At 48.2% G+C, this 13,435-nt stretch carries 10 protein-coding genes; all 10 read right to left on the reverse strand.

What is annotated here, in order from left to right:
• Window positions 1-10: 10 nt before the first annotated feature.
• The 10 genes from hflX to mutS all read right to left on the reverse strand — a co-directional run bounded on the left by hflX (window position 11) and on the right by mutS (window position 13,391).
• Complete coding sequence (gene hflX / locus E6W40_RS13845) at window positions 11-1,300, reverse strand: GTPase HflX (RefSeq protein ID WP_136605984.1); 1,290 nt, start codon at window positions 1,298-1,300, stop codon at window positions 11-13.
• 44 nt (window positions 1,301-1,344) lie between these two features.
• Window positions 1,345-2,331 carry an AAA family ATPase gene (locus E6W40_RS13850; protein WP_136605985.1) on the reverse strand — a complete coding sequence of 329 codons (987 nt, stop codon included), beginning with the start codon at window positions 2,329-2,331 and terminating at the stop codon, window positions 1,345-1,347.
• 82 nt (window positions 2,332-2,413) lie between these two features.
• Entirely contained in the window at window positions 2,414-3,061 is a 648-nt protein-coding gene (locus E6W40_RS13855; protein WP_246073000.1) for a YdcF family protein, read from the reverse strand.
• Window positions 3,062-3,063: 2 nt separating this feature from the next.
• Window positions 3,064-3,621 carry a ribonuclease FAU-1 family protein gene (locus E6W40_RS13860; RefSeq protein WP_136605987.1) on the reverse strand — a complete coding sequence of 186 codons (558 nt, stop codon included), beginning with the start codon at window positions 3,619-3,621 and terminating at the stop codon, window positions 3,064-3,066.
• Window positions 3,622-3,781: 160 nt separating this feature from the next.
• Window positions 3,782-6,430 carry a PBP1A family penicillin-binding protein gene (locus E6W40_RS13865; protein WP_136605988.1) on the reverse strand — a complete coding sequence of 883 codons (2,649 nt, stop codon included), beginning with the start codon at window positions 6,428-6,430 and terminating at the stop codon, window positions 3,782-3,784.
• Between the two features lie 179 nt (window positions 6,431-6,609).
• Window positions 6,610-6,849 carry an RNA chaperone Hfq gene (gene hfq, locus E6W40_RS13870; protein WP_127602544.1) on the reverse strand — a complete coding sequence of 80 codons (240 nt, stop codon included), beginning with the start codon at window positions 6,847-6,849 and terminating at the stop codon, window positions 6,610-6,612.
• A 20-nt stretch (window positions 6,850-6,869) separates the two neighbouring features.
• Window positions 6,870-7,862, reverse strand: a complete 993-nt coding sequence (gene miaA / locus E6W40_RS13875; RefSeq protein ID WP_136605989.1) for a tRNA (adenosine(37)-N6)-dimethylallyltransferase MiaA — start codon at window positions 7,860-7,862, stop codon at window positions 6,870-6,872.
• On the reverse strand, window positions 7,849-8,631 hold the full coding sequence (locus E6W40_RS13880; protein ID WP_136606994.1) for a class I SAM-dependent methyltransferase: 783 nt from the start codon (window positions 8,629-8,631) through the stop codon (window positions 7,849-7,851). Before E6W40_RS13880 ends, miaA begins: the two co-directional genes overlap by 14 nt.
• A 49-nt stretch (window positions 8,632-8,680) precedes the next feature.
• Window positions 8,681-10,669 carry a DNA mismatch repair endonuclease MutL gene (gene mutL / locus E6W40_RS13885; RefSeq protein ID WP_136605990.1) on the reverse strand — a complete coding sequence of 663 codons (1,989 nt, stop codon included), beginning with the start codon at window positions 10,667-10,669 and terminating at the stop codon, window positions 8,681-8,683.
• A gap of 46 nt (window positions 10,670-10,715) precedes the next feature.
• Entirely contained in the window at window positions 10,716-13,391 is a 2,676-nt protein-coding gene (gene mutS, locus E6W40_RS13890) for a DNA mismatch repair protein MutS (RefSeq protein WP_136605991.1), read from the reverse strand.
• Window positions 13,392-13,435 lie beyond the last annotated feature (44 nt).

Consider the following 13,435-nt stretch of genomic DNA (forward strand, 5'->3'; position numbering starts at 1 on the left):
GTCGTTCCATTCAATCTCTTACAAGATATGAGGCAAGCATATGTCCCCATTTCTCATAATCAGGCTTGTGAACCTGTACTTTATAGATCATATCATTTTCTTCGGCCTGCTGTCCTATGACGTCTCCTACTCGATAAAGCATCGCCATGGTGTTGCCGTCTTCCGGCGGGATCCGGAATGTCAGAATCCCACCAGACAAACGGTTTTGGATTTCTTGTCTTACAAGGAGCAGATCATCTTGATTGAGTGCGCTGATTTTTAGATACCCTGGACCTGCTGGCAGCATTTCAAGCTGCTCCTTCGTACAAATATCTGCTTTATTAAAAAGAATCAACTGCGGCTTATCTGCCGCTCCCAGCTCCTCAAGGATTGAGTCAACGACCGCGATCTGCTCATCTCGCATCGGTGAAGAGGCATCCACCACATGCAAAATAAGATCTGCTTCATTTGCTTCCTCAAGGGTTGCCCGAAAAGCAGCAATGAGATCATGCGGCAAATTCTGAATAAAGCCAACCGTATCCGTTAAAATCACCTCACTGCCGCCAGGCAGCTCCAAGGTACGCGAAGTCGGATCCAAAGTGGCAAACAACTGGTTTTCAATATACACGTCAGCGCTGGTAAGCTGCTTGAGCAGCGTTGACTTCCCGGCATTGGTGTACCCTACAAGCGCGATCTGAATGGCCCCGCTCTTTTGCCGGCGTCCCCGGTACAGCTTGCGGTGCTTGATCACTGCTTCAAGCTGTTTTTTTAAATCACCGATACGGCTCCGGATATGACGTCTGTCCGTCTCCAGTTTACTCTCACCCGGTCCACGCGTACCGATCCCCCCGCCGAGACGCGACAAATTTTTGCCGTGTCCCGACAGACGAGGAAGCAAATAAGACAGCTGTGCCAACTCAACTTGAATAATCCCCTCACGTGTCTTCGCACGCTGCGCAAAAATATCAAGAATAAGCTGCGTCCGGTCAATAATCTTAACATCCAGACTTTGCTCCAAATTACGAACTTGGGCTCCAGATAAATCATGATCGAAAATAGCGGTATTTGCTTGGGCGGAGTCAATAGAGATCCTCAGTTCCTCTACCTTACCCTTGCCGATTAACCAGCGGACATCAGGTACTTCACGGTTTTGGCTGATCACATCAAGCACCTCAACACCCGCCGTTTCAGCCAAGCTGACAAGTTCCTGGAGTGAATGCTCCGGATTGATCCCGGATCTTTTGACTTCATCGGTGACAAGACTGACAAGAATGGCCCGGTCGCGTATTTGTGTGTTCGTATCGTGAATGGTATGTGCCAAAAATGAGTACCCCTTTTCCGCTGCTTACGTGTTCTAAAAAGCCATTAAACCGTACCCTTAAGTTCAAGCTTAAAATCTTCTGTTCTCAGCGTCATCAGCTCAAGTTTTCCGGGATTGGTGTTCGCGTACACATTGAGCAGCCGTACGGCTTGATTACGAATGGATTTTTCTATCGTATTACGCACGTATCTGGCGTTGCTGAAGGCATGCTCGGTTTCCGTTTTTTCCTGAATTAGATGCTGTCTTAATTTCATTATCGCCTGTGGCATTAAAATGTAGTCTCGTTCCTTTGCCATCAGCTCGGAAATCTGAATCAGCTGGTCTACCGAATAATCCGGAAACTCCACCTGAATCGGAAAACGTGAAGGCAGTCCCGGATTGGTTTGCAGGAAAAAATCGATCTCTTCGGAGTAGCCAGCCAAAATAAGAACGAATTGATTCTTATGGTCCTCCATCGCTTTGACCAGCGTATCGATCGCTTCCTTGCCAAAATCCTTTTCACCGCCACGGGCTAGACTATAGGCTTCATCGATAAAGAGAATGCCCCCAAGAGCTTTTTTAACAAGATCTCTCGTCTTCTGTGCAGTATGTCCGATGTATTCACCAACCAGATCCGCACGTTCCACTTCAATCAAATGGCCTTTACTAAGTACACCCATCTTCTGAAAAAGCTTCGCAATAATGCGTGCAACCGTTGTTTTTCCTGTACCCGGGTTCCCTTTGAACACCATATGATATACCTGCCCTCCACAGGCAAGACCCGCTTCCTGTCGCATATGTGTGATCTGCAGCAAGGCATAGATTTCAAAGACAAATTCTTTGATATTCTCTAAACCGACGAGCTTTTCCAGCTCTCTTTCAATTTCCTGATACAGAGTGTGCTGAACATTGCTTTTTTGGGCAGGCACAGACTCTTTTTCGGGAACAGCACTGCTAAGCACAGGAGGCTCCTGGTTGCGTAAAATAACATTGATTTGTCTGGATGGCCTGCCTTCCGGCAGGTCCTTTGCGGCCGCTACACGCCCGTTCATGCATCCATCACCTCATATCCACAGAGATGTATTCTCTATTCAATGTATTCTACTTAAAGAGTGGTTATTAGCAGTTTCAGGCTTATTTCCAGCCAAGCCAGAGCAGCAGCTCATCAATCTTCCACTTGGTGTAGGCCAGTACCTCTCTGGGCTTATGGTATTTCATTTGAAGCGTTCGTGATTCCGTTAAACCGAGCTGCGGTTGCTCGTATTTCAAAAATTTCGCAATATCCTTTGAGCGCATACCATGATATTGATGGGTTACGATGACAGCACTTGAGTAGCCTCGTTCCTTCATAATCTCTTGACTGAACAAAAGATTTTCATAGGTGCTTCGCGCCTTGTTTTCCAATATAATAGCTGCTTCAGGCACGCCTTGGTCTACCAAATAATTCCGCATGCCTTCTGCTTCCGTGTACTTATTTCCCGGCTTGTCCAGTCCGCCGCTGACGATGATGCTGCTGAACTTCTTTTCCTGATACAGCTTCAAAGCTTCATCAAGCCTTTCTTTGAGGCCGGGACTCGGAGAATCGCCCCACATGGATGCTCCCAGAACAATGCCGACATCGCTGGCTCCGCTGAGGCTGGAGCTTTGGGCACTGTCCATTTTCCACCACACAAACCCGGCCCACAGAAGACCCAGAATCACCAATGCAGCGATGCAAAAGAAAGTGGTTTTCAAGGGAGAGCGCTTTTTCCGCGTCAACAGCACCGGTCCCCGTTCAGACATTGTCATGTTTTCCTCCTGAAATCCCCATTTTCAAACAGCCGCTTACGTTGATCCAATGACATCAGGAAATATGGAAACTTATGCGCTTTAATATCATGCAGCACTTCCCGCGCCGTTGTTGTCGCAAGCATGTAATCATCTTGTGTAATCACTCCGCGTGACAAGGCTTCCTCAAGTTCATCCTCATCCAGTAAGAAAACTTCTCCGTTTCTCAGGACGACAATATCCAAATACAGATCATCAAACCAAGGTACTCCCTGTTCTGTGACTCCCTGCGTCTTGCAGGTGTCTATGTACCACTGAATGATTTCCTGATGTTCATCAAACATGGCTGTGACAATGTAATGACTGTTTTTAGGAAAATACTGCAGCCAAGAATAGCCTTTATCCGCAATGCGGTAGGTATGGGTCCCGTAATGCTTCCATAGTGGCTCTTTTAAGTTGTAAATCGTGTAGAGCGTTATGTACCCGGTGAATGAATCACTTTCGACATAACGGCAGGCAAATCGCCGGCGGGAAATCCGGCGCCAGTTCGCTCGATCTCCAAATTTTCGTTTCATGGAAATTTCCCTCTCCAATATGTTAGCTTCAGCTTATCACATTTAGGAATCACACTCAAAATGTATAAGTTAAATATAGCGCAAGCACGGCCCATTGTATAAGCAAAAAATGAAAAGAGCCCCCATAAGGGGGCTCTTTTTCTGTGACCACATGCAGTCATTACGGGTTGGTTCCATCCTCAAACGGTCCGGAACCGATGTTATCCGGCTTTTTAGCAATGTCACCGGTGGTGCCTGTATCCGTAGAGCTACCGCTACCGTTACCGTTATCCGGTGGAACGATCGTACCGTTATCGGTATTCCCGTTCCCAGTACCTGATCCAGTGCCGCTGCCTTGGTCACCGCCTTGCCCATTACCGTTATTGTGTCCATTGTTATTGCCATTGTTGCCATTGTTGCCATTATTGCCATTATTGCCATTATTGCCATTACCATTATCACTGCCGTTACCCTGGTCTCCATCGCCTGGGTTGTTACCTGCGTTTCCATCTTGGCCTTGGTCCGTATTTCCGTCCTGACCGTTATCGCCTGTATTTTCGTCAGGTGGCAGCTGTTCTTCCGGAGGTCCCTCGACCTTTATCGTTACGGTGTTCGATGGATCGGACTCTGTTCCGGTGTCCTTCGATACTGCTGTAACGTAGTACTGGTAAGTGAGACCTGCCACTGCACCCATATCCTCTGCGCTTGTATCAGACACATCATTCAGAAGCAGCGAGAAATCGGCTTCCGAGGATTCCTTGCGGTATACACGATAAGTTGCATTGCCGCTGTCCGAACCATTCCAAGACAAGGATACCGTTTGTGTTTCCGGACTATAGCTTGCAATGAGTCCACTTACATGTTCCGTCGTCTCTTCAACCGGAGGTGGTTCAGGCTGCTTCATATTATCCGGAACTTTAAATTCCTTCGCCGGGAAGTTTTCAAGAGCCTGCTTCATAACTTTACCCCAGAATGCAGCTGCAAGCGGACTGCTGTTATGGAGCAGATGTGTTTTATCCGGATTATCATAACCCATCCAAACTGCAGCGGTCAGTTCAGGCGTATAGCCAACGAACCAGACGTCGCGGTTGGACTTGAGTCCCGAGATACCACTTTGTGTTGTTCCTGTTTTACCTGCTACAGGTCTGTCGATTCTGGCTTTCGTTCCTGTACCGCTCTCTACGACCTTTTTCATCATTTCGGTCATTTGATAAGCAGTGCTTTCTTCCATCACTTTCTCACTCTTATCTTTATGCGTGTATACAGGTTTGCCATCGCTGCCATCAATCTTTTTGATGGAGAACGCTTTGTTGAACTTGCCGCCGTTGGCAAAAGCACTATATGCCTGAGCCATTTCCAGCGTGTTGGTGCCTTTGCTGATACCGCCAAGCGCCATCGCAAGATTCTTGTCTTCTTCAGTTAACTGAATGCCAAGCTTTGTTGCAAAGTTAAAGCCCGTTTTGACACCAATTTCGTTAAGCGTCCACACGGCAGGAATGTTTTCCGACTTGGTGATCGCCTCAGACATTCCAATTGTGTCAGAATAACCGTGAAGGTTGCCCGGACAGTATTTACCGAAACACTGCTTTTTGTTGCTCAGCTGTGAATCCATATTGAAATTACCGGTTTCCAGTGCCGGAGCATAGGATACAATCGGTTTAAACGCCGATCCCGGCTGACGACGGCTGTTCGTCACACGGCTGTATCCCTTACGTTCGTAGTCACGTCCGCCCAGGAGGGCAACCAGGGAACCGTTCTCCTGATTCATAATGACCATGGAGCCCTGTACAGGCTGATCATCCTTGCTCTTCTCGAAATTGGAAGCATCTGCAAATTCCTTTTCAAGCACCTTTTGCGCATTTGCATCCATTGTCGTGTAAATTTTATAGCCACCGATATTCAGATCATCTTCACTTAACCCGGTTACGTCCTCAGCCTCATTCATGACATAATCCATAAAGTTCTGATAATTCTGTTTTTTCTTAGGAGGTTCGTAATTATAAACAACGTCCTTAGCCTTTGCGGCCTCGTCTGCGGTAATGTACCCTTGGTCAGCCATCAAACTGAGAACAACCGCGCGGCGCTGCATTGAAAGCTCCGGGTTACGGAGCGGGTTATATTTAGATGGCCCCTTAGGCATGGCAGCAAGCGTTGCGATTTCCCAGACTTTTAGATCATTCAAATTGCTTTTACCAAAATAATATTTGGAAGCTTCTTTAATCCCGTAAATCTGTCCTCCAAAGGGAATGCGGTTCAAATACATCGTAATGATTTCGTCTTTGGTCAGATTACGGTCAAGCGCGAGCGCAATGGATACCTCCGTTGCTTTACGGAAGAACGTCTTATCGCGGGTCAAGAAAATATTTTTTGCCAGCTGCTGGGTGATCGTACTGCCGCCTTCGACCTTGGAACGGGCCATGACGTCTTTTACGGCTGCACGCCCGATCGACCACAAGTCGACCCCGCTATGCTCATAGAACCGTTTATCCTCTGTTGCGATAAATGCATCCTTCAGAAGCTTCGGAATGTCTTCGCTTTTTACCGGATCGCTTTTCTGCAGAGACAGCTCGCCCATAAGATCCCCGTTACGGTCGTATACCTTTGAGGTTTCATTGACCGTAATTTTATCCTTGTTGGCTTGGTACAGTCGTTCGCCGTTGACCGATATATACAGATACCCTGCAATGGCGCAAAACACGGCGATAGCGCATGTAAAAAACAAAGTCCAGAATATTCGTTTGCCTGATAGTTTTTTCTTTTTCTTTTTTGGTGTCTTGGATGGTTGTTCTTTATTTTTACTCCCCGTCCTCGACAGTTTATTGTTATCCATGGTGCCTCCTGACTCCCTTTAGGATCATTCAAGTTTTGGAATGAAAAGAACAACCTCGACAAGGTTGCTCCGCTCCAGTCCTATGCCTACAGACATTAGCAAACGCAGCAGATAGCCGGCCTGCTTAAGTCTATATACTTAAACGAAAATCATCCAAAAAAGTTTCAAAATTACGTCCGTTAGCCCTCGTTTGGCGTTTCTTGCATCAATGAAACATTGCGTTGAGGTGTAACAGTGGAGATAGCGTGCTTGAACAGCATCTGCTGCTTGCCATCGGAATCGACAACTACAGTAAAGTTATCGAAAGCTTTGATGGTGCCGCGAATCTGAAATCCGTTTACGAGAAAAATGGTAACTGGGATGTTTTCCTTGCGCAGCTGGTTTAAGAATGTATCTTGGATATTAATGGATTTGTTCATTTACCCGTACCCCCAACGTTTCATTTAGATTGTTTTGAAGTATATTCAAGATTTGAGAGAAACTTTCCTGCTATTATATCACGGATTTCCGCTAATTTAGCAGAAAAATTTACGGGCTCCGTGACGTCCACCCATGAGATATCCTTCATATGGCGGAACCAGGACAGCTGGCGTTTGGCGAACCGGCGTGTGTCTCTCTTCAGGATCATAACCGCCTCATCCAGAGATTCGCGGCCTTGAAGATAGGATATGATTTGCTTGTAACCCAGCCCCTGCATGGAGACCAGATCTGTTCCGTAGCCCTTTTCCAGCAGAGAAGAGACTTCTTCTACCAAACCCTGCGTCAGCATTTCATCAATACGGGCTTCAATACGTTTATATAGCATTTGCCTATCCATTGTCAAACCGACGAGACATAATTGATACGGAGATTCCCGAGTTTGTCCCTCCAACTGGGCCGAAAGAGCGACTCCCGTCAAATGGTAGATTTCCAAAGCCCTAATAATTCGTCTCTGATCATTGGGATGCAGTTTTTCAGCACTGACCGGATCCACCGCCATCAGCTTGGCATGCAGGGCTTCAGCTCCTTGCTCCTCGGCAAAAGCAGCCTGCTCATCGCGAAAAGCCTTGTCTTCACCCACCTGCGCAAATTGATAATCATAGCAGACCGATTCCACATACAAACCCGTCCCGCCAACGATGAAAGGCAGCTTTCCGCGCGCATGAATTTCCTGGATGAGCTGATGGCTCTGTTCCTGGAATTCAGCAACGGAATAAGGCTCATCCGGAGAGTGAATATCGATTAAATGATGGGGAATCCCCTGCATTTCGTTCTGGTTGATTTTGGCAGTACCAATATCCATCTCCCGGTAAACCTGCATAGAATCTCCAGAAATCACTTCACAATTCAGCTCTTTCGCCAGCTCTATACTCAGCTTCGTCTTACCGACGGCCGTAGGTCCTACAAGCACCAGCAGCTTTGGTTTGTTCTCGGTTGTGTTAAGTCCTGTCAACGGTGATCACTCCATATGAAATTTTAGAATGGGCGCGTTCCTGCTCCGAGAATCCGAGACGGGCAAACTCGCCGCTGCCTTGTTTTTCCTTCAGTACCACCGTTTTCCGTGCAACTCTGACGGCTTCTTTAATGCTCTCTTCGGTCAGTGGATCGCTGTTGGCAAACCACCGCAAAGGCCGGATCGCTGATGAGTCCATGAGCGGCTCGCGAAACATCGGGTCGAAATAGACGATGTCCATACTGCCATCCGGCAATGAGCGAAGCACATCCAGATGATGCTGATTCAGAACGTTCACACGCCGCATAGCTGCATTAATCTCTTCAACGCCCGAGGTGTAGTATGCCAGTCCTTCTGATAGGAGCGCAGCCAGCGAGGGGGAACTTTCCACTGCCGTTATCTTGGCGTTCAATCCGCCTTTAACCGCGAAAACCAGCGCATCCGTGCCAAGTCCCGCCGTACAATCCAATACGCTATTACCCTCGCTCATATGGGCCGAATCGATCATGGGATCATTTTCTCCCCTAATAATCCGTTTCGCGCGAACAAATCCCATACTGGGGTGAAAAGCCATGGGATCCTTGCCTGCTCTGACCAGCCTGGCACCACCATCTAAAACAACGATGATATCCGCATTCCCATGCATACCGGCCATCTTCGGAAGCGAAGTATGGTGCCTTGGTACATATAAGCTCCCTGTGCGGGACGCCAGGGCCTCAGCACGGCTTATAATTTTCTCCCCGGCCTTGTCCCCTGTTGTAATAATCATGTCAATCTCCATTCATCTATAATTATCCGTTATTTACAGCAGTCTTCATTTACATGACGCGCTTAAAAAGCTTTTCCAGATCATAGGTTGAAAAAGAAACTACAATCGGCCGTCCATGTGGACATGTGTATGGCTGTTTGCATGCTCCCAAACGGTCAAGCAGCGTGTTCGCTTCCTGCTCTGTCAGCTTCTGATTTGCTTTAATGGATGCTTTGCAGGAGCAGAGAATCGATGATTTCTCTCTGAGCTTCGCCAGGTCAATCATGCGCTCACCCAAAACCCATTCCGCCATCTCTTCGATAAGCTCCTTTTCCTCGCCCTTAGGAAACCAGTAAGGATGGGAACGGACGCGGAACGTCTGACCTCCAAAATGCTCCAGATACACGCCTACCTGCTCAAACCATTGCAGCCTGTCCTTCAGCTGATCGGTCTCAGAAGGTGTGAATTCCAGCGTGATTGGCAGCAGAAGTTCCTGGGAAGCATTCGCCGGCTGACCAAATTTTTCATAATAAAATTCATAATTCACACGTTCATGGGCCGCATGCTGATCAATCAGATACAGTCCTTGATCGTTTTGTGCGATCAGGTAGGTACCGTGATGCTGCCCAATTAGTGTCAATTCAGGAAACGACGGTATTTCCGCATGGCTGTCCGCAGAGGAAGCTAATAATCTGCTGGCCAGCTCTGGATTAGAGCTCTGACTGCCCCGCTGGGCGGGAACAGAACCTCCGCGATAGGTGGTTGGCCGTTCTTCTCTAACCACGCTGTTGCCAGTTTGCCATTGTCCCTGTACTCGATCCGAATATCCGCTTGAACTGTATGGTTGACTTTGTTCCTTGGCTTTCTGCGAAAAGAGCTCATTGCTACTGAAATTATTCGTAGATGGCGCCTGATCAGAAGTCGTTGACAAATTCACTGTTTCTGAGGCTGAGGCCGTTTCTACTGCAGGATCAGCTTGCGCACTCCGGTTAGGAAAATGGAACTGCTCTTGAACAAATGAACTGCTGTTCTTTCCGCCAATATTTTGCTTAACAGCCTGAGGAATCAAGACCTCATGACGCAGGACACGATGGATGCTCTCCTCGACAAACGGATACAGCTCTTGTTCTTTACTGAACCGGACTTCCAGCTTGGCCGGATGCACGTTAACATCCACAAGAGATGGATGCATCTTGATTTCCAGCACAGCCAGCGGAAATCTGTTGATCGGAAGCAGCGTGTGATAAGCGCGTTGTATCGCTTGATTCAGACCGTAATTCCGGATATACCTTCCATTAACAATGGTAGATATCCCATTTCTGTTCGATCTTGTCCATTCCGGCAAACTCACGTAACCGCTAATTTCAAAATCAAGATTCTCCGCTTGAATCGGCAGCATCGCTTTAGCGGCTTGAGTTCCATACACGGCTGCAATAACTTGGAGCAGATCGCCATTTCCAAGCGTTTTGATCAGCTGATTCTCATTATGACGCAGCGTAATGGCAATTTCCGGATGGGAAAGAGCAATTCGGTACATAAAATCAGAGATGTGACCAAGCTCCGTCTGAATGGTCTTCATATATTTCAGTCTGGCCGGTGTATTGAAAAATAACTCCTTCACATGGATATCTGTCCCGCGCGGTGCAGGCATGTCCTCCTCCACCAGAAACTTGCCACCCTCCATGCGGATTCGCCGTCCCATGCCGTCATCCCGGTTCGAAGTCACCAGTTCGACCTTGGCTACGGCTGCAATACTGGGTAGAGCTTCACCACGGAAACCCAGACTCGTAATGTGAAACAAATCCCGGCTGTTTTCAATTTTACTGGTTGCATGGCGGTAAAAGGCTGTCCCGCAGTCATCAGGCTCGATTCCTGAGCCGTTATCTGACACCCGGATGCTTACAAGCCCTCCCTCTTCCACATGAACCTCGATGCGGATCGCGCCGGCGTCAATAGAGTTCTCCACAAGTTCCTTCACAACGGAAGCTGGACGCTCCACTACTTCACCGGCAGCAATCTGGTTGGCAATATGCTCGTCCAATATATGAATTTTTGCCATATCCGTCACCCCTTATCTCATATCCTTATATCAAAGCCGTATATTATTACAAATCCCTGGCTTTCATTTTCAATTCATTCAGCAGCTGCATCGCCTGAAGTGGTGTCATATTCATGACATCTACACTCTTGATCGTCTCCACGATATGTATGAGCGATGGGTCTGCCTTCTCAGTAGAAGCCGCAGCCTTCGAAGCAGGTTTTATTTCCTCTTCTCCAAAAATAGACAGCTGGACAACTTCATTGGAGACGTTGACAGACTCTGCTTGTGCCGCAGGCTCAATTATTGTAGTAGATTTTTCTACTTCCTCGAGTCCAACAGCTGCTTGTGATGCGCTCTGTTCAAGCCCCTGCAGCAAAGTATAAGCCCGTCCAATAATCGATGAAGGCAGGCCTGCCAAGCGGGCACAGTAGATGCCATAGCTGCTTCCTGCAGGACCAGGCACCAGCTTGCGCAGAAAGTGAACATTTTCCCCGCTTTCCTGTACCGCCATGGAATAATTCCTTAGTCCTTTTAGGCTTTCTTCCAAGTGGGCAAGCTCATGAAAATGCGTTGACACGAGTGATTTGCAGCCAATGGTATCATGCACATATTCAATGACGGCTTGAGCGATGGCCATACCTTCACTGGTCGAGGTACCCCGGCCCAGCTCATCTATGATAATCAGGCTTCGCGGCGTTGCTTTTTCCGTCATGACCTGAATGTCTGCCATCTCCACCATAAATGTGCTCTGTCCGCCTATCAGATCATCCGCAGCACCAATCCGAGTGAAGATACGATCCGTCATGGGTACTTCAGCCTTTCCTGCCGGTACGAAGCAGCCCATTTGAGCCATGATGGAAATGAGTGCAACCTGACGCATATACGTGCTCTTACCTGCCATGTTCGGACCGGTAATCAGCAGAATCCCTGCTTCCTCACGGCTCAGGCTAGTCGCATTGGCAATGAACGAGGTATCCTTCATAACCGCTTCGACTACCGGATGCCTTCCTGCTTCCACAATCAGATCATATCCATCCGTCAGATCAGGTTTTACAAAGCCCTGCTCGGCGCTGACAGCTGCCAGTGACTGGTACACATCAAGCTCTGCCACTTTTTCAGCCAGCAGCTGCAATCTCGAGATTTCAGCAGCAAGCTTTTCCCTGAGTTCTGTGAAAAGAGTGTATTCCAGGTCTACCATCTTTTCCTGAGCTTCAAGGATCAGTCCTTCCTTCTCCTTCAGCTCGGGCGTCACATAACGCTCTGCGTTAGTCAACGTCTGTTTGCGCTCATATCTGCCTTCAGGCAAGGAGCTAACATTGGCCTTGGTCACCTCGATATAGTATCCGAACACTTTATTAAAGCCGATCTTCAGTGAGCGGATGCCTGTGACCTCGCGTTCTTTGGCTTCTAGCTCCGCGATCCAGCGCTTCCCGTTAACACTTGCTTCTCGCAGTTCATCCAGATGCTCATGGCAGCCAGGCTTGATGAGACCCCCGTCACGAACGGATACAGGAGGATCCTCCACAATCGTCAGATCAATGGCCTCGCTAAGATCCGTACATTCGTCCATTTCACCAGCGATGCGGCGAAGCGTGCTGGAAGAGGAAGACGCGCAGAGCTCCTTAAGAGCGGGAATCTGCTGCAGCGATACTTTTAATGCATTCAGATCACGCCCGTTGGCGTTTCCAAAAGCAATTCTTGCTACAAGCCGTTCCAGATCATAAATCTCATCCAATGAGGCCTTTAAATCCTCACGTAGAATAAACTGGTTATAGAGATGATCCACCGCCTCCAGGCGTTCTTCAATAGGTTTGCGGTGAAGAAGCGGTTTATCGATCCACCTCCGCAAAAGCCTTGCTCCCATCGATGTCTGAGTGCGATCCAGAAGCCATAGCAGAGATCCCTTCTTCGAGCGATCACGTACTGTCTCCACAAGCTCCAGATTCCGACGAGTAAATGGATCCAGAATCATGTAATGCCCGGGTTCATACGGCGAGAACTGCGTCAGCTGCCCCAAAGAGCGGCGTTGTGTCTCACTCAGATAGGAAATAAGAACCGACACGCAGTGCTGACGCTCTGGATCCAGTCTGGCCCAGGCCGCTTCACCGAATTGGCTTCGCACCAGCTTCTCATCTTTTTTCTCCCAAGGTGTATACACAACCGGACGGCTCCACTGGATTTGTTCCGTTTGGATCACCTCCAGAACGCTGCTGTCGCCAATCATTTCCGCCGGTTCATAAATGCCGATTTCATCGCGCAGCCATTCCACAGAGGAAGGAACCGAGGTGACATACAGTTCGCCTGTCGAGATATCACATGCAGCAAGCGACATCATCCGGTCACTCTCTGTCACACATACCAGGTAATTATTGGATTTGTCGGCAATGGTCTTCCCTTCCATGATGGTTCCCGGGGTCACCACACGGACAATTTCACGGCGTACCATGCCCTTCGTGACAGCCGGATCATCCATCTGCTCACAAATGGCCACTTTATAGCCTTTCTCAATCAGGCGCTGGATATAGCCTTCAGCCGAATGGTAAGGTACTCCGCACATCGGAATTCGTTCATTCCCACCGCCCTCACGGCCGGTCAAGGTAATCTCAAGCTCTCTTGATGCTCTCACCGCATCTTCAAAAAACATCTCATAAAAATCGCCCAGACGAAAAAAAAGGAAAGCGTCTTGTGCTTGTTCCTTCACTGCTAAATATTGTTCAATCATTGGCGTATATTGTGCCATGACTTACCTCCAAACCTCGAACTTTGCTCATGCCCTATTATAGC

It is taken from the genome of Paenibacillus dokdonensis, assembly GCF_004916975.1.
GTDB classification, from domain to species: Bacteria; Bacillota; Bacilli; order Paenibacillales; family Paenibacillaceae; genus Paenibacillus_AQ; species Paenibacillus_AQ dokdonensis.